We start from the raw sequence: 23,467 nt of genomic DNA on the forward strand, positions 1-23,467 counted from the left end.
CATGCGTCGGCACACCCGCCACACGCTGACCTCCACGGCCCCGCCGGAGGCGCTGTACGCCCTCGCCTCCGACGTCGGCCGGTGGCCGGCCCTGTTCGCGCCCAGCGTTGCCGCGCACTACCTGGAGCGCGGCGAGCTCTCCGAGCGTTTCCGATTGTGGGCGTCGGTGGGCGGCGAGGTGAAGACCTGGGTCTCGCGGCGTGCGCTGGACCCGGTGAACCTCCGGATCCGCTTCGATCAGGAAGAGAGCGCGCCGCCCATCGCCTCGATGGGCGGCGAGTGGATCTTCGAGGCGCGGGAGGACGGCGGCACGGACATCGTGCTGCTGCACGACTTCACGGCGGTCGGTGACGCCCCGGACCAGGTGGAGTGGATCAACGCCGTGTTGGACCGGAACAGCCCGGTGGAGCTGGCCGCGCTCGCCGGAGCCGCCGAGCTCGCCGCGGACCACGGGGCGGAGGTCGGTGATCTGCTGCTCTCCTTCAGCGACACCGTCACCCTGGACTGCACCACCGAGCAGGCGTACGCGTTCGTGCACCGCGCGGACCTGTGGCCCGAGCGGCTGCCGCACGTGCGGCGCGTGGAGCTGTCGGAGGACGCCGCCGGGGTGCAGGAGCTGGAGATGGACACCGTCACCGCCGACGGCTCGGCGCACAGCACCCGTTCGCTGCGGATCTGCCGGCCTGGCGAGCGCATCGCCTACAAGCAACTGGTCCCGCCACGGCTGCTGCTCGGACACAGCGGTGTCTGGGATTTCACCGGCTCCGGGACGGGGACGGAGGCTCGGGTCACCGCCGAGCACACCGTCCTGATCGACCCTGCCGCCGTACCGGAGGTGCTGGGCGCGGAAGCCACACTGGCCGACGCGCGCCGGTACCTGCGTGACGCGCTCGGCAGGAACAGCCGTACCACGTTGGACCTGGCGGCGGCCCACACCTCCGCCTGACTCGACGACACGACTTCGGCCTCCAGACCGTCAGGTTCTGGAGGCCGAAGTCGTGGAGCGGGTCGGTCAGGCGGAGCGGCGCCAGAAGACGCTGTACTCGTCGATGGCCTCGACCTCGTCCGTGATGCCGTGCTTCTCGCGGAACTCGTCCACTGCCTTGCGGCAGGCCGGGATGAAGTAGTCGTCGATGACGACGAACCCGCCGGTGGAGAGCTTCGGGTAGAGGTTGTCGAGCGCGTCCAGGGTGGACTCGTACAGGTCGCCGTCGAGCCGCAGGATGGCGAGGCGCTCCACGGGGGCGGTCGGCAGCGTGTCCTTGAACCAGCCCGGCAGGAAGCGGACCTGGTCGTCGAGGAGCCCGTACCGGCCGAAGTTCTCCCGCACGGTGTCGGCGGAGACGCCGAGTACGTGGTTGGAGCGGTGCAGGGCCATCTCCTGGTCCATGGGGTGGCCCTCCTCTCCGGTGTCCGGGATGCCCTGGAAGGAGTCGGCGAGCCAGACGGTGCGGTCGGTGATTCCGTGGGCCTTGAGGTAGCCGCGGGCGAGGATGCACACGCCTCCCCGCCACACACCGGTCTCGATGAAGTCGCCGGGCACCCCGTCGGCGACGACCCGGTCGAGGAGGGTGCGGATGTTGCGGACGCGCTTGAGGCCGACCATGGTGTGCGCGACGCTGGGCCAGTCCTTGCCCGTTTCGCGGTTCTCGGGGCGGAACTCCTGCTCGGGGAACCACTCGTTGGGGATCGGGGCGTCCTCGTAGACGAGGTTGGTGACGACCTTCTCCAAGAGGTCCAGGTACAGCTCTGTCGTGTTCTCCACGGGGAGTATGTGTCCTTCCGGGTATGCCGGTGCGGTACGTGCGATGCGGGGCGGGGCCTCAGTAGTTGCCGAGGCCGCCGCAGACGTTGAGGGCCTGTGCGGTGACGGCGGCGGCTCCCGGCCCGACGAGGTAGTCGACCATCGCGCCGACCTCCTCGGGCATCACGTAGCGGCCGACCGGAACCCGGGCGCTGACCCGGGCGTGCGCCTCGTCGACGGTGACGTCCCACAGGCCGGCGTACGTCTCGCGCACGCGCGCGGCCATCGGGGTCTCGACGAAGCCCGGGCAGACGGCGTTGACGGTGACGCCGGTGCGGGCCAGCTCCAGGCCGAGGGACTTGGAGAAGCCGACGACGCCGTGCTTGGAGGCGGAGTACGGGGCGCCGTGCAGGACGCCCTGCTTGCCACCGGTGGAGGCGATGTTGATGATCCGGCCCCAGCCCTGCTCCAGCATGCCCCCGTGGTTGAGGACGTCCTTCGTCATCAGGAACACGCTGTTCAGGTTGGTGTTGATGACGTCGAGCCAGAGCTCGTCGGAAACCTCGCGGGTCACGCCGCCGCCGGAGCGGCCCGCGTTGTTGACGAGGATTCCCACGGGCCCGAACCGCGCGGTCGCGGCCCGTACGAACGCGCTGATGTCCTCGCGGGAGGTCACGTCCAGGCTCCGGCCGTCGACGTCCAGCCCCTCGGCCCGCAGGGCGGCGACGGTCTCGGCCACCCGGTCGGCGGTGCGGGCACCGAGGAAGACCCGGTGGCCGGCGCGGGCCAGCCGGGTGGCGATCTCGAGGCCGATTCCGCTGGTGGCTCCGGTGACAAGTGCGGTGCGTGCGTCGGCGGTGGCGCCGGCCATGTTTCCTCCCGGTGGGTCGGCTGGGAGGCGCCAAGCTCGCAGTGCCGGCTCAAAGCGCTCTCCACGTGCCCTGGAGAACCGCTAGGGCGCGCGTCAACCGGCCGGTTCCGTGGCCGGCCGGTCTCTCACGCCGCCCGCGCGGGGACCCCTTCGACGCAGCGGTGCACGGCCTCCACGAGGTGGTGAGCCCGGTCGTTCATCCGGCCTATGGTGCGCGAGCCGGCGTTCTGGATGTACGCGAAGGCCAGTTCGCGGTCCGGGTCGGCGAAGACGAACGTGCCGTTGGCGCCGTCGAAGCCGAGCGCACGGGGGCCGAGGCCGGCGGAGGCGGGGAAGACCGGGCTGTCCGTCTGCATGAAGCCCAGGCCCCAGGTGCTGGGCAGCAGCACCACCCGGCAGGTGCCGTGGGAGTGGGGGCGGGCCATTTCGGCGGTGCGGTCGGGGCCGATGAGGCGGATGCCGTCGACCTCGCCGACGAGGGCGGCGAGGAGCCGGGCCAGGGCGTGGGCGCTGGCGAGGCCGCCGTACGAGGGGTCCTCGACGGCCGGGTCCAGGGCGTCGTACAGCCGCATGCTGCCGATCATGGCCCGGTGGGTGAGCGATACGGGGTCGCCGAGGGCCCGGAGCATGTCCAGCTCCGTACCGGGGTCGGCGCCGGCCATGAGGGCTTCGGCTTTGGATTCCATCATGGTGGCGAGGTGGGCGCCGGAGTCGGTCGGTAGCCCGATGTGCGCGTCGAGGCGGAGGGGGTGTGCGAGGTGGCGGGCGAAGTAGCGGCCTACGGTCAGGCCGGTGCGGCGTCGTATGAGTTCGCTCAGGAGGTGTCCGTAGGTGGTGGCGTGGTAGCCGTGCGCGGTGTCGGGTTCCCATTCGGGGCGGGCCGCGGCGAGTGCTTCGGCCACGGGGGTGTGGGCGCGCAGCGCGTCGAGGGTGAGTGGTGCGTGGTCGAGGCAGACGATCCCGGAGCGGTGGGCGAGGATCATGCGGGGGGTGATGGTGGCTTTGCCGTGGGCGGCGAACTCCGGCCAGTGAACGGCGACCGGTTCGTCCAGGTCGAGGCCCTGTTTCTCCCATAGGTGGAGGAAGGCGGCGGTGACCAGTGCCTTCGTGGGGGAGGCGAGCACCGCGAGGGTGTCGGCCCGCCAGGGGTCGGTGTGGTCGGGGTCGGCCCAGCCGCCCCACAGGTCTACCACCGGGCGGCCTCGGTGGTAGACGCAGACGGCCGCGCCCGTCTCTTCGCCCGATGCGAAGTTGTCCTCGAAGGCGCGCCGGACCTCCGTGAACGCGTCCTCGGTCAGGCCTGCCTGGGGGTATTGCTGCACAGTCATCCGTCCTTCACGCGGGGAGAGAGGCCTTCCTTCCTGACGGCCTGCTGCCGTCTCTTTACGGACCGCTGCTCGGGTCTCCCTCGAGCGGACGTGCAAGCGGGGCCGCGGGGAGCCGGACACCTTCAGAAGAGCGGCGTCGTCTCGTCGGGACGGGCGGGCGTCGGCTCGCCCCCCTCCAGTGCCAGCTGCCACGCCGTCGCCTCGGCGAGGGGCAGGTGGGTCTCCGAGCCGGCGCAGAGCATGAGGGACTTCCGTTCGCGCTTGTGGTCGACGACCACGCCGTGCCCCACCCTCTTCGTGGGCATGAGGGCGACGGTACGGCCACAGACGGGGCAGGCTGCTCGGGGCATGGGCATGCTCCCAGGATCGCGCACGGCACTGACAGCGCGACAGCCGCGCGGCGCCGCCACCGGCGACGGCCATCGCGGCCCCGGCCGCGCCCGCCGTTCCCGACGCGGTGCGTCAGTCCGTCGACGACCGCTCCGCCACCCGCCGGACGTGGCCCGCGAAGACCTCGGCCGCGTCCGGGGTCAGCGTCCGCAGGGCCACCATCGCCGTGATGATCACGTCGCACAGCTCGGCCTCGACGTCCCCCCAGGTGTGCGACGTCCCCTTGCGCGGGTTCTGCCCGGTCGCCCCGATCACGGCCTCCGCCACCTCGCCGACCTCCTCCGAGAGCTTCAGGACGCGCAGCAGGACGTCCTGGCCTGGCGGCAGGTCCTGGTGGCCGTTCAGCCAGGTGTGCAGGCGGTTGATGGTGGCCCAGGTGTCGGTCATGGTGCCCAGCGTGCCAGGGCGGACGCCCCTGCGGGCCGGGACCGGTCGGCTCGTCCAGGTGGCCGAGTTCGTCCCCCCGCGCGGGCCGTGCCGCGGCCCGGGATCCGCCGGGATCCGGGCGGACCGGTGTACGGGTAGGCCCATGACCATCCCCGTGGAGAAGCTCGGCGACCCCGCCGTGCGCGCCTTCGTGAGCGCGCTCAACGCCAACGACCAGGCGGCCTTCCAGGCCGCCCTGGCCCCCGGCGCGACCATGTCCGACGACGGCTCCGACCGTGACCTCGCCGAGTGGACGGAGAAGGAGATCTTCTCCTCGCGCGGGCACATGGAGATCGAGTCCGTGAAGGAGGACGGCCACGCCCTCGTCGCCCGGTTCCGCAACGACACCTGGGGCGAGATGCGCACCCGCTGGCGCTTCGTCGTGGAGGACGGCAAGATCCTCCGCTTCGAGACCGGCCAGGCGTAGGGCCACGCCCCTCTCCGGGCCCCGTGCCCTCCCGGACCGTCGTCCCCCGGTCCGTACCCCGCCCCGGGTCGCGGAGGGGGAGGGCCTTTCCGCCCTACCCCCGGCCGATGTACGGCATCGACGTCGCCATCACCGTCGCGAACTGGACGTTCGCCTCCAGCGGCAGGCCCGCCATGTGCACCACCGTCGCCGCCACGTCCGCCGCGTCCATCACCGGCTCCGGCGCCAGCTCCCCGTTGGCCTGCAGGATCCCCGACTGCATCCGCGCCGTCATCTCCGTCGCCGCGTTGCCGATGTCGATCTGCCCGCACGCGATCCGGTACGGCCGGCCGTCCAGCGACAGCGACTTCGTCAGTCCCGTCATGGCGTGCTTCGTCGCCGTGTACGCGATCGAGTGCGGGCGCGGCACATGGGCCGAGATCGAGCCGTTGTTGATGATCCGGCCGCCCCTCGGGTCCTGCTCCTTCATGGCCCGGAAGGCGGCCTGGGCGCAGAGGAACGAACCCGTCAGGTTCACGTCCACGACCGAGCGCCAGGTCTCGTACGTCAGCTCCTCGACCGGGACCCCGCCGCCCGCGAAGGTGCCGGCGTTGTTGAAGAGCAGGTCGACCCGGCCGAACCGGTCCCGTACCGCCGCGAAGAGGGCCGCCACCTGATCCGGTGAGGTCACGTCCGTCGGGACGCACAGGACGTCGGAGGACGGGGCGGAGGCCGCCGTCTCCTCCAGGGGCTCGCGCCGGCGGCCCGCCAGCGCCACCGACCAGCCCGCCTCGGCCAGGGCCACGGCCACACTCCGGCCGATGCCCGATCCCGCTCCCGTCACCACCGCGATGCGCGACTCAGTGCTCATGGGCGCGCAGCGTACGGGAGATCGGTGCACAGGGAACTCATCCGTCCGACACGCGGATGTTCTGTACCCGACAACCCTGGGTCGTCCCGCCCCACTCCAATACCGGAGGGACACCATCCGTCAGGGGAGGGGCACATGACGTACGCACAGACCCACACCGACGAACTCCGCGCGGCCGCCCGGCACTTCGGCCGCCGCAGATTCCTCACCACCGCCGGCGCCGCCGCCGCGCTCGCCTTCGCCGTCAACCTCCCGGCCGCCGGCGCGGCGAGCGCCGCCGAGCTGGACGGCCGCCGGATCACCGAGGACCCCTTCACCCTGGGCGTGGCCTCCGGCGACCCGCTGCCCGGCTCCGTCCTGCTGTGGACCCGGCTCGCGCCCCGGCCTTTCGAGAGCGGCGGCGGGCTGCCCCGCGCACGGGTCGCCGTCCGCTGGGAGCTGGCCCACGACGAGCGCTTCACGCGCGTCGTGCGTCGCGGCACGGCCACCGCGCACCCGGAGTTCGACCACACCGTCCACGTCGAGGTCACCGCTCTCGCCCCCGACCGGCCCTACTTCTACCGCTTCCGCGTCGGCGACCGGATCAGCCCCGTCGGCCGCACCCGCACCGCGCCCGCCCCCGGCGCCCGGATCGCGGGGCTCACCCTCGCCGCCGTCTCCTGCCAGGCGTACCACGACGGCTACTTCACCGCCTACCGCCACCTCGCCCAGGAGGACGTGGACGTCGTCTTCCACCTCGGCGACTACCTCTACGAGTACGCCGTGAACGCCACCGGCGGCGCCCGTGCCTACACCGACCGGCGCCTGCCCGCCGTCTTCGCCCGGGAGACCCTCACCCTGGAGGACTACCGGCTGCGCTACGCCCTCTACAAGTCGGACGCCGACCTGCGGGCCGCCCACGCGGCGCACCCCTTCGTCGTCACCTGGGACGACCACGAGACCGAGAACAACTACGCGGACGAGACCCCCGAGAACGACGTGCCGCCGGAGGAGTTCCTGCTGCGCCGCGCCGCCGCCTACCGCGCCTACTGGGAGAACCAGCCCCTGCGGGCCCCCCAACGGCCCGACGGCCCCGACATGCGCCTCTACCGCCGGCTGCGCTTCGGCCGGCTCGCCCAGTTCGACATCCTCGACACCCGCCAGTACCGCTCCGACCAGGCGTACGGCGACGGCTGGCGGGTGCCGGGCCCGGAGTCCGAGGACCCCGCGCGCACCATGACCGGCGCGACCCAGGAGCGCTGGCTGCTCGACGGCTGGCGCGCCTCCGACGCCCGCTGGAACGTCGTCCCCCAGCAGGTCGTCTTCTCCGAGCGCCGCAGCAACCCGACCCCCGGCCACACGGTTTCGATGGACTCCTGGGACGGCTACCCTGCCTCCCGGCGCCGCGTCCTCGACGGGGCGGCCGCCGCCGGAGTGGAGAACCTGATGGTCCTCACCGGCGACGTCCACGTCGGCTACGGCCTCGACATCAAGGCCGACTTCCGCGACCCGGCCTCCCGGACCGTCGGCACCGAGATCGTCGCCACCTCCATCAGCAGCGGCAAGGACGGCGCCGACCGGCCCGCCAACTACGACGACCTCACCGGCGCCAACCCGCACCTGCGGTTCTACAACGGACGGCGCGGCTATGTGACGGTGGCGCTCGGCGAGCGGAGCGCCCGCGCCGACTTCCGTACGGTCGCGGCCGTCACGACCCCGGGCGCCCCGGTCACCACCGCCGCGTCCTTCGTCACCGAGGCCGGCGACCCGGGCCTCAGGCCGGCGTGACCGCAAGACCGGCGGCCGGCGGCGGCGTGCGGGGCGCCGACGGGAGGGCCCGCGCCGGGTGAGCCGCCTCCTGGGGGTAGCGGACGCCGATGCGGTCCCGTACCGCGTCGAGCGTCCGCATCACCGCGAGCGACCCGTCCAGCGGCACCAGCGGCGACTCGGTCTCGCCCGCCCGCAGACACCGCATGACCTCCGCCGCCTCGTACCGGAGGGAGTGCCGCTCGACGGGCCCGTCGCCCGCGATCGCGAACTCCTCCGCGCTCCCGTCGGCGCGGTGCAGCGTGAAACGCTCCGGATGGAAGAAGCCGTGCGGGACGTCGATCCGGCCCTTCGTGCCCGTCACCGACGCCGTCATCGGGGTGTCGGCGACGATCGAGCAGGACAGCAGCGCGGACGCGCCGGACTCCGACCAGCCCAGCAGCATCCCGGTGTTCAGGTCCACGCCCTCCGGGGACAGCAGAGCGTGCGCCTGTACGGAGTCGGGCTCGCCGAGCAGCAGCTGGGCGAAGGAGACCGGATAGACCCCGAGGTCCAGCAGCGCCCCGCCGCCGACCGCCGGGTCGCGCAGCCGGTGGTCCGCGGCGAACGGGCCGGCGAGCCCGAAGTCCGCCTGCACCGTGCGGACCTCGCCGATCGCGCCGTCCGCGACCAGCTCCCGCATCCGCCGGACCAGCGGGTTGCAGTACATCCACATGGCCTCCATCAGGAACAGACCGCGCTCCCGGGCGAGCCCGACCAGCTCCTCCGCCTCGCCCGCGTGGATCGTGAGCGCCTTCTCGCACAGCACCGCCTTCCCCGCCTCCAGGGCGAGCCCGGCGGCCGCCCGGTGCGCGTGGTGCGGGGTCGCCACGTACACCACGTCGACCTCCGGGTCGGCGGCGAGCGCGCTCCAGGAGCCGTACGCCCGGGGGATCCCAAAGCGGTCGGCGAAGACCCGCGCGGACGCCTCCGTACGGGAGGCCACGGCGACCACCTCCGCGTCTTCCATCGCCATCAGATCGGTGGTGAACTGCGCCGCGATGCCACCCGTCGCCAGCACGCCCCACCGTACGGTCCCGCCCATGCCCCACCCCTACAAGGTCTCTACCACTCCGGACGAGCTGAGAGCATAGGGAAAGTTTCAACGAAACGGAGAGCAGTCCATGCCGGAGAGCGGCCCGACAACGGCACAAGGCCCGATAGTCCCCACCCCCGTCGCCGCCGCCCGGCGCGCGGGGCTGCTCGTCACCCTCGTCCTGGGCGGACTCACGGCCCTCCCGCCGCTCTCCATGGACATGTACCTGCCCGCACTGCCGGAGGTCACCGAGTCGCTGCGCTCACCCGCCGCGACCGTCCAGCTCACCCTCACCGCCTGCCTCGCCGGCATGGCGCTCGGCCAGCTCGTCGTCGGCCCCATGAGCGACAGGTGGGGCCGCCGCCGCCCCCTGCTCATCGGCATGATCGTGTACGTCGCCGCCACCGCCGTCTGCGCGTTCGCCCCCTCCGCCGAGCTGCTCATCGCCTTCCGGCTGCTGCAGGGCCTGGCCGGAGCGGCGGGCATCGTGATCGCCCGGGCCGTCGTCCGCGACCTGTACGACGGCGTCGAGATGGCCCGGTTCTTCTCCACCCTGATGCTGATCTCCGGGGTCGCCCCGATCATCGCGCCCCTCATCGGCGGACAGATCCTGCGGGTGACCGAGTGGCGGGGCGTCTTCCACGTCCTCGCCGTCATCGGCGTCCTGCTCACCGTCGTGGTGTGGCGGTTCCTCGGCGAGACGCTGCCGCCCGAGCGGCGGCACTCCGGCGGGGTCGGCGAGGCGCTGCGCACCATGCGCGGACTGCTCGCCGACCGGGTCTTCACCGGCTACATGCTGGCCGGCGGGCTCGCCTTCGCCGCGCTCTTCGCGTACATCTCGGCCTCGCCGTTCGTCGTCCAGGAGATCTACGGCGCCTCGCCGCAGACCTTCAGCCTCCTCTTCGGGCTGAACTCCATCGGGCTCGTCGCCGTCGGCCAGATCAACGGCAAGCTGCTCGTCGGACGGGTCAGCCTCGACAAGGCGCTCGGCCTGGGCCTCGGCGTGATCCTGCTCGCGGCGGTGGCGCTGGTCCTGCTGACGAGCGGCGTGTTCGGCGAGCCCGGTCTGGTGCCGGTCGCGGCGGGGCTGTTCGTGCTGATGTCGGCGATGGGGCTCGCGCTGCCGAACACCAACGCGCAGGCCCTGATGCGCACCCCGCACGCGGCGGGCTCCGCCTCCGCGCTGCTCGGCACCTCCTCCTTCCTGGTCGGGGCGGTGGCCTCGCCGCTCGTCGGGATCGCGGGGGAGGCGACGGCCGTCCCGATGGCCGTGGTCCAGCTGGTCTGCGCGGTCGCGGCCCTCGGCTGCTTCCTGGGACTGTGCCGTCCCTGGCGGACCCCGGCAGCCGCTTAGGGCGTGTGTCGGAAGTCCCGTCTGGCTGGGGGCGCCTGGCACGCGCTCCCCCGTAGCCCTTCGGGCACGGGAGGTGCCCCCACGCCGCGTTGTCGGTCGTCGGCGCAGCCCGCTGCGCTCTCTCCCCCTGCGCCTGGCGGCGCGGGAGGTGCCCCCATCCTCCGCCTTGCGATCGCACGCACCAGACGCCCCCGGCCCCGCCCTGCGGGCGGACGACGCTACTTCCGACACGCGCCCTAAAATACGGGGGTGAACGCCGCACCCCCGCCCCCTCCCACCGCCGACGCGCTGCGCGCCGCCCTCGCCGGGCTCCTCGACGGGCTGCCGCCGCGGCAGGCCGCCCAGGCCGTCGAGCGGCTGATCGCCAACTACCGCGGGACCACCCCGACCGACGCCCCGGTCCTGCGCGACCGCTCCGACGTCGCCGCGTACGCCGCGTACCGCATGCCGGCGACGTTCGAGGCGGTACGGGCGTCGCTCGACGCCCTGCGGGACGCGGCGCCCGACTGGGAGCCCGCCACGCACACCGACATCGGCGGCGGCACGGGCGCGGCGAGCTGGGCCGTCGCGGAGGCCTGGGAGGGTACGGCGCGCACGACCGTCCTCGACTGGGCCGAGCCGGCGCTCGCCCTCGGACGGGAGCTGGCCGACGGGGCCTTCGACGCGGAGTGGCGGCGGGCCAGGATCAGCGGCTCCCTGACGCTGGACGACACGGACCTGGTGACGGTGTCGTACGTCCTGAAGGAGCTGACCGAGTCCGACCGCCGGGCGGTCGTCGCCGAGGCGGCGCGGGTGGCGCGGGCGGTCGTGATCGTCGAGCCCGGGACGCCCGACGGCTACGAACGGATCATCGCGGCCCGCACGCTGCTCGTGGAGGCCGGTCTGACGGTGGCGGCGCCGTGCCCGCACAGCGGCGCCTGCCCGATCGAGCCGGGCACGGACTGGTGCCACTTCGCGGCGCGGGTCAGCCGGTCGTCGCTGCACCGGCAGGTCAAGGGCGGCTCGCTGCCGTACGAGGACGAGAAGTTCAGCTACGTCGCCGCGACCAGGTTCCCGGTGGACCCGGCCGCCGCCCGGGTCGTCCGCAGGCCCCAGATCCGCAAGGGCCAGGTCCTGCTCGACCTCTGCGGGCCGGACGGCCTCGCCCGGGAGACGGTCACCAAGCGCCACGGGACGCTGTACAAGGCGGCACGGGACGCGGAGTGGGGCGACGCCTGGCCCCCGGAATGAGGCCGGACGCCACCCCACGCGGTGCGGATGACCCGGGGCGAGAACGTCAGGGCCGTGGGGCCGGGGGCCGCAGCTCCTGCGTACAGCACTTGACGCTGCCGCCGCCCTTGAGGAGCTCCATCAGGTCCATCCCCACCGGGGTGAAGCCCCGCTCCCGCAGGGGGCCGAAGAGGCCCGTCGCGGCCTGGGGGAGCAGCACGTGCCGCCCGTCGCCGACCGCGTTGAGACCCAGCGCGGCGGCGTCCTCCGCTGTCGCGATCAGCGCGTCGGGGAAGAGGCGGGCCAGGACGGCCCGGCTGCCGGGGGAGAAGGCGCCGGGGTAGTACATGATCTCGTCGCGCGTGTCGTCCAGGACGCACAGGGCGGTGTCCAGGTGGTAGTAGCGCGGGTCCACCAGGTCGAGGCCGATCACCGGGCGGCCGAAGAACTCCTGCGCCTCGCCGTGCGACAGCGGGCTGGCGCGGTAGCCCCGGCCGGCCAGGATCCACGACGAGGTCACCGCGAAGTCGCCCTCGCCTTCGTTGACGTGCTCAGGCTCGCGCACGTCGGTGTAGCCGTGCGTACGGAACCAGTCCAGGTGCGCGGCCGCCTCGCCCGCGCGCTCCGGGTAGGCGAACCTGGCGCCGAGCACCCGGCCGTCCACCACGGTCGCCCCGTTCGCGGCGTAGACCATGTCCGGCAGGGCGGGGTCCGGTTCGAGCAGCTCGACGGTGTGGCCGAGCGAGCGGTAGCGGTCCACCAGGTCCTCCCACTGGGCGAGGGCGAGCGGCAGATCCACCGGTTTCGTGGGGTCCATCCAGGGGTTGATGGAGTACGTCACCTGGAAGTGCGTGGGTGGGCACATCAGATAACGGCGGGGCGAAGCCTCGCGCGGAGTGTGGCGCAATGAGGGCTCCTCACGGACGTGGGTCGGATAGGCCCCATGGTCCGCCCTCTCCGGCGTCCGCGCAGTGAACCGTTCGGGTGATTCGGCCGAATATCGGCGGGGTGTGGCGGGCGGACGCGGGGCCGCGCGGCGGATCGACGGGACCGCGCGGCGAGGCGGCGTACCTCCCCTCCCTTCCGCACCACCCCTCTCGCGAGACGTGCCGTCTCGCAGGCTGTTAGATTGGGCCCATGCCCGACACCAAGGCGCCCGACGCCTCCCGCCGCAGCGAGCGCTCCCGCCGCGCGATCTTCGACGCCGCCCTCGCCCTCGTCTCGGAGGCCGGCTACGCCAGGACCACCATCGAGGGCATCGCCGCCCGCGCCGGTGTCGGCAAGCAGACGATCTACCGCTGGTGGCCCTCCAAGGCCGCCGTCCTCCTCGACGCCTTCCTCGACCTCGCCGCCCGGGCCGAGGAAGCCCTCGGAGGCGAGGCCGGCAGTGAGATCCCCGACACCGGCGACCTCGCCGCCGACCTGTCGTACGTCCTGCGCGCCACGGTCGACGAGCTGAACGACCCCGTCTACGACGGCCCCTCCCGCGCCCTGGCCGCCGAGGGCATCGTCAACCCCGAGCTCGGCGCCCGGTTCGTGGAACGGCTCCTCGAACCCCAGCTCCAGTACTACGTACGCCGCATCGAGCGGGCCCAGGCCGCCGGGGACGTCGACCCGGACGTCGACCCCCGTATCGCCCTCGAACTCCTGGTCGGCCCCCTGAACCACCGCTGGCTCCACCGCACCCTGCCGCTGACCCACGCCTACGCCGACACCCTCGTGCGGTACGTGCTGCGCGGGCTCGCGCCGCGGGGTTGACCCACCCCGGTTGGGCGGTCCGGTCACCCGGAGCGCAGGATGGTGGGACCATGGGCAGAGCCGAACGGGCGAGCACGAGGTGTGAGGGGATAGATGGGCGACGGTATCGGCCGCTACCGCGGCACGGAGAGCAAGCTCCCACAATGGCTGCGCAGGCGCCCCAAACGCACGGGCCCCGCCGAAGACGAGAACAGCCGCGAGACGCTGCTCCTGGCCACCGCCGCCGCTGGAATGCCCCTCGCCCCCGCCGCGTACCCCGTCGGCTACCGCTGCTCCTGTGAACGCATCGGCTGTCCCACCCCGGCCCGGCACCCCGTTTCCTTCGCCTGGCAGACCCAGTCGACCACCGACCGCGCCCAGATCGAGCGCTGGGCCCACGCCCAGCCCGAGGCGAACTTCGTCACCGCCACCGGCATGGTCCATGACGTCCTCGACGTCCCCCTCCGGGCCGGCCGCGCCGCGCTGGAGCGCCTGCTCGCCGACGGCGTCGACGTGGGCCCCGTCGCCGAGGCGGGCGAGAGTGCGGGCGACGGCGGCCGGATGCTCTTCTTCACCGCCACCCGGGGCACCCCCGAGGACGAGGACGAGTGGTGGCCCTGCGAGCTGGACTGCCACCCCGAGACCATGGACGAGCACCCGGGGCTGCGCTGGCACTGCCGCGGCAGCTATGTGCTCGTACCGCCCGCGCGCCTGCTCGGTGACGAGGACGCACAGCCGTCCGTCGCCTGGGTCCGCGGCCCCGAGCACGCCCTGCCGGACCCGCTGAACCTCCTGGAGACCCTCACCGAGGCCTGCGCCCGGCACGCCGCCGTCCAGACGGAAGAGGAACGCCGCACCGACCACGAGGCCGCCTGGCCCCTGGGCCGCTAGGGAGCCTCTTGCCGAGCTTGCCGGGGTCGCCTGATCGACAAGGCACCCCCTAGGGGGCGCGTCTCAGGGCGTGTACCGAAGTCCCGTCCGGCCTGCTTCCGGGTGGCCCTGCGGGCAGGGGAGGCGCCCCCACTCGTGGGCCGGACACGACCCTAGGACCCGACCGCCGCCGTCACGCCCTGGAGGCGGCTCACGACCGTGATGCCGTCCCGGTCCGCGCCCACCGGCTTCGCCAGGACCGCCTGGCTCGTCACCCACTCCTTCGTGACCGTGTTCCTCACCTCACCGGTCATCAGGGCCTTCACCTCGGGCCCCACCTTCGGCCGGTAGCCCTGCGCGGCCGTCTGCCGCTCGAAGAAGCGCGTCGCGAAGAACACCAGCGCCCCGCCGTCCTCCGTCGCCAGGGCCAGCGGCGCGAAGTCCCCGGAGTTCTCGGCCCGGTCCAGATATTGCGTCGCGAGCCCCGCCCGCTTCGCCGACCGCTGCCGCTGCTCGCGCCACGCCGTCGTGTGCGGACCCGCCGCGAACGGCGCCTGCTCGCCCCCCTGCAGGAAGGCGGTGAACCTCCCGCCCAGATCCTTTGGCGCGACCACGAGCCGCCCCGAGTCCGCCGGGACCGGCACCGCGTAGCCGCCGTCCGCCGCGAACACCGGGATCTCGTCCGGCGTCAGCACCGACAGATAGGCGACCTCCCACAGCTGGTCGGCGCCGTTGCGCACGAAGACCAGGAGCCAGCGGTTGTCCCCCGCGCCCTGGTCGGTGTCCCGGTTGGAGTCGGTGTCCGCCACGAACCAGCGCGGCCAGCCCGCCTTCCTCGGCACCACGAACTTCGCGTCGGTCAGCTCCAGCGGCCGGTGGTTCGCGTTGTTGCCCGGGCTGGTCACCGAACGGGACTTCAGACCCGCCTGGTTGATCTCGCCCAGCGGACCGGTGACCCGGCCCGCGGAGAAGGCCGGATCGTTCGCCTGGTCGGACTTGTTGTACGCGGCCGTGAAGTCGGCGAGCGCCTGCTCGGCCTCGGACTTCGTCGCCGCCGGCAGCAGTTCCAGCTCGCCGTGCACCGTCACGCAGCCGCTCGCCGCCAGCGCCAGCACCGTCGTCGTCACGACCGCCGTCAGCGGTCGCCGCCGCCTCAGCCTTCTCATCGGTTGCCTTCTGCCCCTCGACCCGCTCGTCCCTCTCGGACGGACCCGACCCTACCGGGGCCAGGAACAGGGTGAGCGTCGGGATCAGATAGAGCGCCCACACCGTGACCTGAAGGACCGTCGGGTCGGGCTGGAAGTCGAAGACGCCCTTCAGGAGCGTGCCGTACCAGCTGTCCGGCGGGATCGTGGCCGACGCGAGGATGCAGACGACCAGGCCGGCCTCCGGGCCCTCGCGCAGGTCGATCAGATAGTTGCCGAACACGCCGGCTCCCTCAAGCAGGGCGATTTGTCCGTGATGGCCGGCGAGGCGCGACGGGCGGCGCGCCGGTGCGGGGAGGCCGTCTCCGGTGGACCGGCGGAAAAGGCCGCCCGAATGCTTGAATTCCGCCATGAACACGTCCGATCGGTACCGCGCCACCACCACCGACATCGACGTCCTGCGCGTCTTCTGCGCGGGCGACGGCCGGTACGGCAACGCCCTCGGGGTCGTACGCGACGGGCGGGCCCGCCCCGACGAGGCGTCCCGGCAGGCGCTCGCCAAGGAACTCGGCTTCAGCGAGACGGTGTTCGTGGACGATCCGGAGCGCGGGGACGTCGACATCTACACCCCGGGCACCCGGCTGCCCTTCGCCGGACACCCGCTGGTCGGCGCCGCCTGGCTGCTCGACCTGGAGGTCGTCCGCCCGCCGGCGGGCGAGGTGTGGGTGACCGGTGACGGCGAGTTCACCTGGATCGAGGCCCGCGCCGAGTGGGCCCCGGCGCGCACCCTGCGGCAGTACGGCTCCGCGGCCGAGGTCGACGCGCTCGACGTGCCGGGGCCGGGGGAGTGGGTCTACGCCTGGGCCTGGGCGGACGAGGCCGCGGGCCGGGTCCGGGCGCGGGCGTTCCCGGGCCGTGGGGACGGCGTCGACGAGGACGAGGCGACCGGCGCGGCGGCCCTGCTGCTCACGGCGGCCCTCGGCCGGGCCCTGAACATCACGCAGGGCCGGGGGTCGCAGATCCTGACGGCCCCCGGCCCGGACGGCGTGATCGAACTGGGCGGACGGGTCCGCCTGGAGCGGACCCTCGTGCTGCCCCTCTGATCCGTACCCCTCTGCCCGTGCCCTTCTGATTCGCTCCGCCCGGACCGCTCGGCTCTGATCCGCTTCCCGGCGGCTACGCGCTGAGCGGGAACTCGCTCCCCAGCTCACGGAAGACGGCGCCGTTGAAGTCGAACGCGCGCTTGCACTCGTCGACGATCCGCTGCTTCTCCAGGTCGTCGGCGTTCACACCGTCGAGCAGCTCGCGGTACCCCCGCTTGAAGGCCGCCGGGTTGGCGATCTCCTCGAAGACGTAGAACCGGACGCCGTCGCCCTTGCGCGCGAAGCCCCAGGTCCGCTCCGCCTTGTCCCGGATGATCTGGCCGCCCGAGAGGTCGCCGAGATAGCGGGTGTAGTGGTGCGCCACATACCCGGCCGGCCAGGCGCGGGCGCACTCGGCCACCCGTTCGGCGTAGGCGGCGGTCGCGGGCAGCGGCGAGAGCGCGGCGCGCCAGTCCGGCCCGCGGAGGTGGGCGAGGTCCTGCTCCAGCGCGGCCGTACGGAACAGCTCCGGCTGTATGAACGGCCCGGCGACCGGGTCGTCCTTCAGCGCCTCGGCGCCGTCCTCCAGGGCGCGGTAGACGAACCAGAGCTGCTCCGTGTAGCGCGCGTACGCGTCCACGGCCAGCCGGCCGCCGAGGAGGTCGCTCATGAAGGTCGACGTCTCGGCCTCGGTGTGCTGCTCGTGCGAGGCGGTGCGGATGAGCGTCGAGAAGGGCGTGTCCAAGGCGAGCCTCCGGGGCCGAACGACCGATGGGGACGGGAACCTGCTCAGATCCTGCTACTTAGGCTTACCTAAGTCAATTGGTTCCCGACCGCCTGTCGGTAAAAAGCTACCCCGCGAACGCGTCAGGGCAACGTGAGAATCTCGGCCCCGGAGTCCGTCACGACCAGCGTGTGCTCGAACTGCGCCGTCCGCTTCCGGTCCTTCGTCACCACGGTCCAGCCGTCGTCCCACATGTCGTACTCGTGCGTGCCCAGCGTCAGCATCGGCTCGATGGTGAACGTCATGCCGGGCTGGATGACGGTGGTCGCGTGCGGGGAGTCGTAGTGCGGGATGATCAGACCGGAGTGGAAGGACGAGTTGATGCCGTGTCCGGTGAAGTCGCGCACGACGCCGTAGCCGAAGCGCTTGGCGTACGACTCGATGACCCGGCCGATGATGTTGATCTGCCGGCCCGGCTTCACGGCCTTGATGGCGCGGTTCAGCGACTCCCGGGTCCGCTCCACCAGCAGCCGCGACTCCTCGTCGACGTCGCCGCAGAGGTAGGTGGCGTTGTTGTCGCCGTGCACGCCGTGGATGTACGCCGTGACGTCGAGGTTCACGATGTCGCCGTCCCGCAGGACGGTCGAGTCGGGGATGCCGTGGCAGATGACCTCGTTGACCGAGGAGCAGAGCGACTTCGGGAAGCCGCGGTAGCCGAGGGTGGAGGGGTACGCCCCGTGGTCGCACATGAAGTCGTGCGCGACCCGGTCCAGTTCGTCCGTGGTCACACCCGGCGAGATGTGCTTGGCGGCCTCCTCCATCGCCTGCGCGGCGATGCGGCCGGCGATCCGCATCCGCTCGATGGTGTCGGAGTCCTGCACCTCAGGGCCCGAATACGGGGTAGGAGCGGACTTGCCGACGTACTCGGGACGGCGGATGGCTCCGGGAACGGAGCGGTGGGGGGAGAGCTCCCCCGGTTCGAGAAGCGACTGGCCAGACATACCAGCGAGTCTAACGACCGCGTCTGGGGCAGCATGGCGACAGAGGAAGGAGCCGACGATGGCCCTGTTCAAGAAGCGCACGGCGGGCAAGGCGGGCGAGTGGTACTACTGCCTGGAGCACAAGAAGGTCGAGGAGGGACCGGAGTGCCCCTCCAAGAACCGCTTCGGCCCCTACCCGAGCCGTGAGGAGGCCTCCCACGCGATGGAGACCGCGCGGGAGCGCAACCAGGAGTGGGAGAACGACCCCAAGTGGCACGACTCCTCCAGGGCGGACGGCGCTCAGGAGTAGCCGGGCCCCGGACGCGGGCCCGCCGGGCGGGCGCGGGTCGCGCGGACCGGCCGGTCAGGCCGGGGCTCCGGCCCCGGCCTCCTCCGTGCCGCGCCCCGTCCCGTGGTCGGGGCCCGGGCCCTGCCGGTCGCGGTCCTCCTCCTGGCGGGCCTTGCGGCGCGCCGCGTCCTCGTCCGTCGTCGCGTCGTAGGTGAGGAGCTTCGGCAGGGCGAGGCAGAGCAGGCCCACGGAGGCGACACAGGCGACGCCGCCGGTCCACACCGCCGCGCGCGTGCCCGTCCAGCCGGCCATGGCGCCCGCGCGGGCCTGCCCGAGCTGCGGACCGACGCTGTACGACAGGACCTCGATGCCGGCCAGCCGGCCGCGCAGCTCCTCGGGGATCGTCTGGTTCCAGATCGTGGAGCGGCCCAGACCGCTCAACATGTCCCCGGCGCCCGCGAAGCCCAGGCAGAGCAGCACGAGCCACACGTTGGAGAACCAGCCCGCGGCGGCGATCGCCAGCCCCCAGCCGGCCGCGCCGCACACCACGAGCAGCCCGTGCCGCCGGATCCTCGACGTCCAGCCGCTGGTCAGCCCCAGCACGAGCGAGCCGACCGAGCCCGCCGCGTACATCAGACCGAGTGACCACTCCGCGTCCAGCTCGTCCGCGAGGAACGGGAAGATCGTGTTCGGGAAGGCGAAGAACATCGCCGCGAGGTCGATGGCGTACGTGCCCAGCAGCACCGGCCGCGACCAGGCGTACCGCGCGCCCTCCGCGATCCCGCGCAGCGAGGGCTTCTCGGCGTCGTGCGCGGGCGGCGCGGGGGCCAGCCGGCGGCAGAGCAGCACGGAGACGGCGAAGCCGGCGACCGTGACGCCGTACGCCGTCGCGTGCCCGGCGTACGCCACCACCAGGCCGGCCAGTGCCGGTCCCGCGATCGCGCCCATCTGCCAGCGCAGCGAGTTCAGGGCGGCCGCGGCCGTCTGGTGCTCGTGCGGCACGATCCGGGCCATCAGGGAGTCCAGGGCCGGCCGCTGGAGACCGGCCAGCGCGGAGACACCGGCCGCGACGACGTACAGCGGCCAGAGCATGGGGGACGGGAGCATCGCGTTGACCAGCAGGATCAGGGCAAGCAGCCCCAGCCCCGCCTCGGTCGCGACGATCACCTTGCGCCGGTCGACGGCGTCGGCGAGCGCGCCGCCGTAGAGCCCGAACACGATCAGCGGCACCAGCTCGACGAGCCCCATCGCGCCGACGGCGAACGGCGAACCCGTCAGGTCCTTGATCTGCAGCGGCAGGGCGATCAGCGCCATGAAGCTGCTGAAGTACGTGACCAGGCCCTGGATCCACAGCAGCCGGAAGTCGGCCGAGGCCCGCCACGGAGCGGGGTCGGGCAGCAGGGAGGAGAGCTTCGGCATCACGAGCGGCCATGCTCCGTGGGCCCGGGCATCGAGGGCAAACCGTTTTTTCCCGCAGGGTGCTCCGGGCCGCCGCCGGACCGCCGACCCCGGGCCGGCGGACCGCTACCAGCGCGGCGGCGGTGGCGCCGTCAGATGGTCCGCCAGCCGGGAGAGACGGTCACGGAAACGGCGGCGCCCGCGCGGCGACGTCAGGCTGTTCTCGCCCGCCGCCGCGCTCACCAGGTGCTGGACCAGGTCCAGATCGACGTCGGCCGTCGCGCCCACCACCAGCGCCTCATGGGCCAGACCGCGCACCTCCGGGTCCCCGCGGTCCAGGGCCAGGACCGTCGCCCCCGCCCGCCGGGCGTCGTGGACGCGTTCCAGGAGCCCGGCGCCCGGCCGCTCGGGCGCCACCATCAGCAGCGTCGCCCCGCGCCCCGCCGACTCCAGGCGGCCGAGCCCCACCGCCAGATGCGCCGGGTCTCCCGGCCGCGCCCGGTGCCGTACGAGGGTCGGCGCCAGCTCCGGCAGTCCCGACCAGGCCGCCTCGTCCACCAGGTGCGCCGCCAGGTGCCACGGCTCGTACTCCTCCGTCCCGACCAGGAGCAGGCCGCCCCGGTGCGGCACCACGGACGACCGGAGGGCGCCCGCGAACCGCCGGGCGGCCCGCGGCCACTCGGTCCCGGCGAGCACGTCCCGCAGCAGTGCGACGCGTACGGCATCCATGGAGCCGCATCCTGCCGCAGCCGGACCGGGCGCGGGGCCGGTTGCCGGGGGTTCCACCCGGAAGGGACGGGGACCCGACCGACCGGCCAGTAATGTCGGGGCCATGACTTCCACGAACCCCACCCCCGCGCCCAAGGACCCCTGGGACCTCCCCGACGTGTCCGGACTCGTCGTCGGCGTCCTCGGCGGCACCGGCGACCAGGGGCGCGGCCTCGCCTATCGCCTCGCCAAGGCCGGCCAGAAGGTGATCATCGGCTCGCGCGCCGCCGACCGCGCCGAAGCGGCGGCAGGCGAGCTCGGTCTCGGCGTCGAGGGCGCGGACAACGCCGAGTGCGCCCGCCGCAGCGACATCGTGATCGTCGCCGTTCCGTGGGACGGACAAGCCAGGACGCTGGAGTCCCTGCGGGAGCAGCTCGCCGGCAAGCTCGTCGTCGACTGCGTCAACCCCCTCGGCTTCGACAAGAAGGGCGCCTACGCCCTCAAGCCCGAGGAGGGCTCGGCCGCCGAGCAGGCCGCCGCGCTGCTCCCGGACTCCCGGGTCGCCGCCGCCTTCCACCACCTCTCCGCCGTCCTCCTCCAGGACGCCTCCCTCGACGAGATCGACACCGACGTCATGGTCCTCGGCGAGGAGCGCGCCGACGTCGAGATCGTCCAGGCGCTCGCCGGCCGGATCCCCGGCATGCGCGGCGTCTTCGCCGGCCGGCTGCGCAACGCCCACCAGGTCGAGTCGCTCGTCGCCAACCTGATCTCCGTCAACCGCCGGTACAAGGCCCACGCGGGCCTGCGCGTCACCGACGTCTGAGCGCTCCCGGGCATGGGGGACACTGGACGGGCACTCAGCCGTACCCGGACAGGAGCCGACCCCCATGCCCCGCCTCGCTCTGTACGCCCTCGCCGTCTGCGCCCTCGCGGTCGTCGCGGCCGTCGTCTCCTTCGTCTCGGGCAGCTGGCTCGGTGTGATCTGGGTGCTGCTCGCCGGCCTCTCCTCGAACATGGCCTGGTACTACCTCCGCCGCGCCAAGTCCGAGACGCGCGCCGAGGTCTAGGGTCTTCCGTTCGGACCAGGCCGGGCTCGCGGGCACCAGGGTCTTCCGGGAGTTGCACCTTCCGTAGCGGTATGTGGTCCGGTGGACCCACGTCCCTGGGGGGACCCACGTCCCGCCCCGCTGAGGAAGGCCCTGCTCGTGTTCGCGTCCTTCATCCCGCCGCGCCAGGTCAAGATCGGTGACGCGGCGGCCTTCGTCGGCACCACACCGCGGGCGATCCGTCACTACCACGAGATCGGCCTGCTCCCCGAGCCCGAGCGGGGCGGTGACGACCGCCGCCGCTACGGCTACGACGACATGATCCGGCTGCTGTGGATCCGCACGATGGCCGACGCGGGGATCGCCCTCGACGACATCCGTGACGCGTTCGCCGACACGGCTTCCGCCGGTGCCGACAGCGAGGACGGCATCGCGGTCGTCCTGGAACGGCTGGAGGAGACCCTTGTCGCCCAGGAGGCGGAGCTGCGGCGGAAGCGGACCGCCGTGCGGCGCATGCGTGCCGAAGGCAGCAGGAAGGGCCTGCTCTCCGAGCTCGTCACCAGCCGCCTCGAGAATCTTCCCGAAGGCTCCCTGCGCCAGGCGGACCTGGACAGCCTGCTGGTCACCGAGCGGATCTTCGGCCCGCTCGGTGCGGCGGTCCAGGCCACGCGTTTCGTCGCCCTGGCCACTCACCCGGATCTGCGGGAGGAATCCGACCGTGTGGATGCCGCCGAGGAGGCACTCGATGACACGATCGCTGTCGACGACCCCCGCGTGGCCCGGGTGGCCGCCGAACGGCACGCCTTCGAAAGGGTGCTGCACGCCGTCATCGAGGATTCCGGCCTGGCGCGGAGCGACGATGCGCTCTTCGACTCCTGGGACGCGTCGCACCCCGTCGCTGCCGATGAGTGTGAGGACGAGACCGGCCGGAGCTCCGGCAGGGGCAACGAGTCCATGAGCGCCTGCGAAGCCACCGGAAAAATGCCCTACGACTTCTCCCCGGCCCGCCTGCGCTGCATGGAACTGGCCGAGGAACTCGCCGCCCGCGAGTCACCCGCTTCCTAGGGGGTGTCTGACAATTCCCGCCGTCGCCGGCAGGCGGCCTCGCGGCGTCAGGTGCGTGCTCTCGGCGTGCCGGGCGTAGAGCGTCGTACTGGATGTACTTGGCTCTGCGCCCGGTGCGGCGAGAGTGCGTGCATGGCGTCGCGAGGCAGGAGGGAATTGTCAGACAGGCCCTAGGGCCGGCCTCGCGGGTCAGATCCGGCAGAGGTCCGGCTGCTCCTGCCAGAAGCGGTAGAGGTTCGAGCCGCAGTAGCGGGACAGCTCCGGCACGCCGAGCGCCCGCATCAGCGCGTCGATCGCGTCGAAGAACGCGCCGTTGACCGCCGGCACGAAGAGCAGTGCGATCACCACGAAGAAGCCGTACGGCGCGTACGGCTCGATCTGCCGCTTCACCTTGTACGAGAGCCAGGGCTCGATCACGCCGTAACCGTCCAGCCCGGGAACCGGCAGGAAGTTCAGGAGCGCGGCCGTCACCTGGAGGAACGCCAGGAACGCCAGGGCGAACTGGAAGGCGAGCGGCACGCCGTCGAGCGCGTCCAGCCAGAACGGCGCCGTGCACACGATCGCGAACAGGACGTTCGTGAGCGGGCCCGCGGCCGAGATCAGGCTGTGCTTCCACCGGCCCTTGACCCGGCCCTGCTCGATGAAGACGGCGCCGCCCGGCAGACCGATACCGCCCATGATCACGAAGAGGACGGGCAGGATGATGCTCAGGACGGCATGGGTGTAGGCGAGCGGGTTGAGCGTCAGATAGCCCTTCGCGCCGACCGTGATGTCCCCGCCGTGCAGGGCGGTGCGGGCGTGCGCGTACTCGTGCAGACAGAGCGAGACGACCCACGCCGAGGTCACGAACAGGAAGATCGCGAGCCCGGGGGAGGCCGCGAAGCCGGTCCACACGGCCCAGCCGGTGACGCCCATGACGGCGAGGATCGCCAGGAAGACCGGGCTGATCCTGCGCTCGTGGCTGCGGGTGGTGGCCGTGGACATCGGTGGGACTCCCTGGGAA

Annotated in this window: 26 protein-coding genes and 1 pseudogene; 12 read left to right on the forward strand and 15 right to left on the reverse strand. The window is 72.7% G+C overall.

All coding sequences use genetic code 11. The features are described 5' to 3' along the window. Position 1: 1 nt before the first annotated feature. A complete protein-coding gene (locus ACZ6RC_RS03365; RefSeq protein WP_469578997.1) occupies positions 2-946 on the forward strand; it encodes an aromatase/cyclase in 945 nt (314 codons plus the stop codon). A gap of 66 nt (positions 947-1,012) precedes the next feature. On the opposite strand, the gene ACZ6RC_RS03370 is transcribed toward ACZ6RC_RS03365, so the two are convergent. The 5 genes from ACZ6RC_RS03370 to ACZ6RC_RS03390 all read right to left on the reverse strand — a co-directional run bounded on the left by ACZ6RC_RS03370 (position 1,013) and on the right by ACZ6RC_RS03390 (position 4,720). Beyond that, on the reverse strand, positions 1,013-1,765 hold the full coding sequence (locus tag ACZ6RC_RS03370; protein ID WP_469578999.1) for a TylF/MycF family methyltransferase: 753 nt from the start codon (positions 1,763-1,765) through the stop codon (positions 1,013-1,015). A 58-nt stretch (positions 1,766-1,823) separates the two neighbouring features. Then, a complete protein-coding gene (locus ACZ6RC_RS03375; RefSeq protein ID WP_469579001.1) occupies positions 1,824-2,615 on the reverse strand; it encodes an SDR family NAD(P)-dependent oxidoreductase in 792 nt (263 codons plus the stop codon). 125 nt (positions 2,616-2,740) lie between these two features. Further along, positions 2,741-3,943: a serine hydrolase domain-containing protein gene (locus ACZ6RC_RS03380; RefSeq protein WP_469579002.1), complete on the reverse strand. Its 1,203-nt coding sequence runs from the start codon at positions 3,941-3,943 to the stop codon at positions 2,741-2,743. A gap of 122 nt (positions 3,944-4,065) precedes the next feature. Then, positions 4,066-4,248 carry a hypothetical protein gene (locus ACZ6RC_RS03385; RefSeq protein ID WP_469579004.1) on the reverse strand — a complete coding sequence of 61 codons (183 nt, stop codon included), beginning with the start codon at positions 4,246-4,248 and terminating at the stop codon, positions 4,066-4,068. 157 nt (positions 4,249-4,405) lie between these two features. Continuing rightward, a complete protein-coding gene (locus ACZ6RC_RS03390; protein WP_469579005.1) occupies positions 4,406-4,720 on the reverse strand; it encodes a MazG-like family protein in 315 nt (104 codons plus the stop codon). A gap of 142 nt (positions 4,721-4,862) precedes the next feature. On the opposite strand from ACZ6RC_RS03390, the gene ACZ6RC_RS03395 reads away from it, so the two are divergent. Continuing rightward, on the forward strand, positions 4,863-5,186 hold the full coding sequence (locus ACZ6RC_RS03395; protein ID WP_391140949.1) for a nuclear transport factor 2 family protein: 324 nt from the start codon (positions 4,863-4,865) through the stop codon (positions 5,184-5,186). A gap of 94 nt (positions 5,187-5,280) precedes the next feature. On the opposite strand, the gene ACZ6RC_RS03400 is transcribed toward ACZ6RC_RS03395, so the two are convergent. After that, positions 5,281-6,036: an SDR family oxidoreductase gene (locus ACZ6RC_RS03400; protein WP_469579007.1), complete on the reverse strand. Its 756-nt coding sequence runs from the start codon at positions 6,034-6,036 to the stop codon at positions 5,281-5,283. 135 nt (positions 6,037-6,171) lie between these two features. On the opposite strand from ACZ6RC_RS03400, the gene ACZ6RC_RS03405 reads away from it, so the two are divergent. Continuing rightward, positions 6,172-7,803 carry an alkaline phosphatase D family protein gene (locus ACZ6RC_RS03405; RefSeq protein WP_469579009.1) on the forward strand — a complete coding sequence of 544 codons (1,632 nt, stop codon included), beginning with the start codon at positions 6,172-6,174 and terminating at the stop codon, positions 7,801-7,803. On the opposite strand, the gene ACZ6RC_RS03410 is transcribed toward ACZ6RC_RS03405, so the two are convergent. Next, the gene (locus ACZ6RC_RS03410; protein ID WP_469579011.1) at positions 7,790-8,866 is read right to left on the reverse strand and encodes a Gfo/Idh/MocA family protein; all 1,077 of its coding nucleotides are present in this window, start codon (positions 8,864-8,866) and stop codon (positions 7,790-7,792) included. The two genes, ACZ6RC_RS03405 and ACZ6RC_RS03410, sit on opposite strands and share 14 nt — an antisense overlap. A gap of 79 nt (positions 8,867-8,945) precedes the next feature. Between ACZ6RC_RS03410 and ACZ6RC_RS03415 the strand changes: the two genes are divergently transcribed. Next, entirely contained in the window at positions 8,946-10,211 is a 1,266-nt protein-coding gene (locus ACZ6RC_RS03415) for a Bcr/CflA family multidrug efflux MFS transporter (RefSeq protein ID WP_453615617.1), read from the forward strand. Between the two features lie 249 nt (positions 10,212-10,460). Continuing rightward, entirely contained in the window at positions 10,461-11,441 is a 981-nt protein-coding gene (locus tag ACZ6RC_RS03420; protein WP_469579013.1) for a small ribosomal subunit Rsm22 family protein, read from the forward strand. Positions 11,442-11,487: 46 nt separating this feature from the next. Here ACZ6RC_RS03420 and ddaH read toward each other — a convergent pair whose 3' ends face one another. Beyond that, the gene (gene ddaH / locus ACZ6RC_RS03425; RefSeq protein ID WP_453615613.1) at positions 11,488-12,327 is read right to left on the reverse strand and encodes a dimethylargininase; all 840 of its coding nucleotides are present in this window, start codon (positions 12,325-12,327) and stop codon (positions 11,488-11,490) included. Positions 12,328-12,557: 230 nt separating this feature from the next. Between ddaH and ACZ6RC_RS03430 the strand changes: the two genes are divergently transcribed. Beyond that, entirely contained in the window at positions 12,558-13,178 is a 621-nt protein-coding gene (locus ACZ6RC_RS03430; protein ID WP_453615612.1) for a TetR/AcrR family transcriptional regulator, read from the forward strand. 93 nt (positions 13,179-13,271) lie between these two features. Then, positions 13,272-14,048: a bifunctional DNA primase/polymerase gene (locus ACZ6RC_RS03435; protein ID WP_391140937.1), complete on the forward strand. Its 777-nt coding sequence runs from the start codon at positions 13,272-13,274 to the stop codon at positions 14,046-14,048. 152 nt (positions 14,049-14,200) lie between these two features. On the opposite strand, the gene ACZ6RC_RS03440 is transcribed toward ACZ6RC_RS03435, so the two are convergent. After that, entirely contained in the window at positions 14,201-15,193 is a 993-nt protein-coding gene (locus ACZ6RC_RS03440; protein WP_469579015.1) for an SCO2278 family lipoprotein, read from the reverse strand. Beyond that, positions 15,165-15,386: pseudogene (locus ACZ6RC_RS03445) on the reverse strand (iron transporter); the annotation flags it as partial. The gene ACZ6RC_RS03440 and the pseudogene ACZ6RC_RS03445, both read right to left, overlap by 29 nt. Before the next feature lie 196 nt (positions 15,387-15,582). On the opposite strand from ACZ6RC_RS03445, the gene ACZ6RC_RS03450 reads away from it, so the two are divergent. Beyond that, complete coding sequence (locus ACZ6RC_RS03450; protein ID WP_469579017.1) at positions 15,583-16,275, forward strand: PhzF family phenazine biosynthesis protein; 693 nt, start codon at positions 15,583-15,585, stop codon at positions 16,273-16,275. 73 nt (positions 16,276-16,348) lie between these two features. Here the strand turns inward: ACZ6RC_RS03450 and ACZ6RC_RS03455 are convergent, their stop codons facing one another. Further along, positions 16,349-16,999 carry a biliverdin-producing heme oxygenase gene (locus ACZ6RC_RS03455; protein ID WP_469579019.1) on the reverse strand — a complete coding sequence of 217 codons (651 nt, stop codon included), beginning with the start codon at positions 16,997-16,999 and terminating at the stop codon, positions 16,349-16,351. 122 nt (positions 17,000-17,121) lie between these two features. Beyond that, entirely contained in the window at positions 17,122-17,979 is an 858-nt protein-coding gene (gene map, locus ACZ6RC_RS03460) for a type I methionyl aminopeptidase (RefSeq protein WP_391140932.1), read from the reverse strand. Between the two features lie 58 nt (positions 17,980-18,037). Between map and ACZ6RC_RS03465 the strand changes: the two genes are divergently transcribed. Continuing rightward, positions 18,038-18,268 (forward strand): hypothetical protein, encoded by a 231-nt coding sequence (locus ACZ6RC_RS03465; protein ID WP_469579021.1) that lies wholly within the window; start codon positions 18,038-18,040, stop codon positions 18,266-18,268. A 54-nt stretch (positions 18,269-18,322) separates the two neighbouring features. On the opposite strand, the gene ACZ6RC_RS03470 is transcribed toward ACZ6RC_RS03465, so the two are convergent. Together ACZ6RC_RS03470 and ACZ6RC_RS03475 are read right to left on the reverse strand one after the other, a co-directional pair. Beyond that, complete coding sequence (locus tag ACZ6RC_RS03470; protein ID WP_469579430.1) at positions 18,323-19,666, reverse strand: MFS transporter; 1,344 nt, start codon at positions 19,664-19,666, stop codon at positions 18,323-18,325. 105 nt (positions 19,667-19,771) lie between these two features. Continuing rightward, entirely contained in the window at positions 19,772-20,374 is a 603-nt protein-coding gene (locus tag ACZ6RC_RS03475) for a hypothetical protein (RefSeq protein ID WP_391140928.1), read from the reverse strand. Between the two features lie 103 nt (positions 20,375-20,477). Here ACZ6RC_RS03475 and npdG point away from each other — a divergent pair, with 103 nt between their 5' ends. The 3 genes from npdG (at position 20,478) to ACZ6RC_RS03490 (ending at position 22,464) form a co-directional block, all read left to right on the forward strand. Continuing rightward, a complete protein-coding gene (gene npdG / locus ACZ6RC_RS03480) occupies positions 20,478-21,176 on the forward strand; it encodes an NADPH-dependent F420 reductase (RefSeq protein WP_469579023.1) in 699 nt (232 codons plus the stop codon). A 64-nt stretch (positions 21,177-21,240) separates the two neighbouring features. Continuing rightward, entirely contained in the window at positions 21,241-21,420 is a 180-nt protein-coding gene (locus tag ACZ6RC_RS03485; protein ID WP_453615598.1) for a hypothetical protein, read from the forward strand. Between the two features lie 138 nt (positions 21,421-21,558). Beyond that, positions 21,559-22,464: a MerR family transcriptional regulator gene (locus tag ACZ6RC_RS03490; RefSeq protein ID WP_469579025.1), complete on the forward strand. Its 906-nt coding sequence runs from the start codon at positions 21,559-21,561 to the stop codon at positions 22,462-22,464. 189 nt (positions 22,465-22,653) lie between these two features. On the opposite strand, the gene ACZ6RC_RS03495 is transcribed toward ACZ6RC_RS03490, so the two are convergent. After that, positions 22,654-23,448, reverse strand: coding sequence for a site-2 protease family protein (locus ACZ6RC_RS03495; RefSeq protein WP_391140922.1), 795 nt, complete (start codon positions 23,446-23,448; stop codon positions 22,654-22,656). Between the last annotated feature and the right edge of the window lie 19 nt (positions 23,449-23,467).

The sequence above is a fragment of the Streptomyces sp. NPDC048353 genome (genome assembly GCF_055587165.1).

Excerpts from the sequence above, each read along its gene's own strand:
- ACZ6RC_RS03380 (WP_469579002.1), bottom strand. The coding sequence starts at position 3,943 with ATGACTGTGCAGCAATACCCCCAGGCAGGCCTGACCGAGGACGCGTTC.
- npdG (WP_469579023.1), top strand. The coding sequence starts at position 20,478 with ATGACTTCCACGAACCCCACCCCCGCGCCCAAGGACCCCTGGGACCTC.
- ACZ6RC_RS03435 (WP_391140937.1), top strand. The coding sequence starts at position 13,272 with ATGGGCGACGGTATCGGCCGCTACCGCGGCACGGAGAGCAAGCTCCCA.
- ACZ6RC_RS03470 (WP_469579430.1), bottom strand. The coding sequence starts at position 19,666 with ATGCCGAAGCTCTCCTCCCTGCTGCCCGACCCCGCTCCGTGGCGGGCC.
- ACZ6RC_RS03410 (WP_469579011.1), bottom strand. The coding sequence starts at position 8,866 with ATGGGCGGGACCGTACGGTGGGGCGTGCTGGCGACGGGTGGCATCGCG.
- ACZ6RC_RS03405 (WP_469579009.1), top strand. The coding sequence starts at position 6,172 with ATGACGTACGCACAGACCCACACCGACGAACTCCGCGCGGCCGCCCGG.
- ACZ6RC_RS03390 (WP_469579005.1), bottom strand. The coding sequence starts at position 4,720 with ATGACCGACACCTGGGCCACCATCAACCGCCTGCACACCTGGCTGAAC.
- map (WP_391140932.1), bottom strand. The coding sequence starts at position 17,979 with ATGTCTGGCCAGTCGCTTCTCGAACCGGGGGAGCTCTCCCCCCACCGC.
- ACZ6RC_RS03495 (WP_391140922.1), bottom strand. The coding sequence starts at position 23,448 with ATGTCCACGGCCACCACCCGCAGCCACGAGCGCAGGATCAGCCCGGTC.
- ACZ6RC_RS03450 (WP_469579017.1), top strand. The coding sequence starts at position 15,583 with ATGAACACGTCCGATCGGTACCGCGCCACCACCACCGACATCGACGTC.
- ACZ6RC_RS03400 (WP_469579007.1), bottom strand. The coding sequence starts at position 6,036 with ATGAGCACTGAGTCGCGCATCGCGGTGGTGACGGGAGCGGGATCGGGC.
- ACZ6RC_RS03375 (WP_469579001.1), bottom strand. The coding sequence starts at position 2,615 with ATGGCCGGCGCCACCGCCGACGCACGCACCGCACTTGTCACCGGAGCC.
- ACZ6RC_RS03475 (WP_391140928.1), bottom strand. The coding sequence starts at position 20,374 with ATGGATGCCGTACGCGTCGCACTGCTGCGGGACGTGCTCGCCGGGACC.
- ACZ6RC_RS03415 (WP_453615617.1), top strand. The coding sequence starts at position 8,946 with ATGCCGGAGAGCGGCCCGACAACGGCACAAGGCCCGATAGTCCCCACC.
- ACZ6RC_RS03465 (WP_469579021.1), top strand. The coding sequence starts at position 18,038 with ATGGCCCTGTTCAAGAAGCGCACGGCGGGCAAGGCGGGCGAGTGGTAC.
- ACZ6RC_RS03395 (WP_391140949.1), top strand. The coding sequence starts at position 4,863 with ATGACCATCCCCGTGGAGAAGCTCGGCGACCCCGCCGTGCGCGCCTTC.
- ACZ6RC_RS03485 (WP_453615598.1), top strand. The coding sequence starts at position 21,241 with ATGCCCCGCCTCGCTCTGTACGCCCTCGCCGTCTGCGCCCTCGCGGTC.
- ACZ6RC_RS03385 (WP_469579004.1), bottom strand. The coding sequence starts at position 4,248 with ATGCCCACGAAGAGGGTGGGGCACGGCGTGGTCGTCGACCACAAGCGC.
- ACZ6RC_RS03440 (WP_469579015.1), bottom strand. The coding sequence starts at position 15,193 with ATGAGAAGGCTGAGGCGGCGGCGACCGCTGACGGCGGTCGTGACGACG.
- ACZ6RC_RS03365 (WP_469578997.1), top strand. The coding sequence starts at position 2 with ATGCGTCGGCACACCCGCCACACGCTGACCTCCACGGCCCCGCCGGAG.
- ACZ6RC_RS03430 (WP_453615612.1), top strand. The coding sequence starts at position 12,558 with ATGCCCGACACCAAGGCGCCCGACGCCTCCCGCCGCAGCGAGCGCTCC.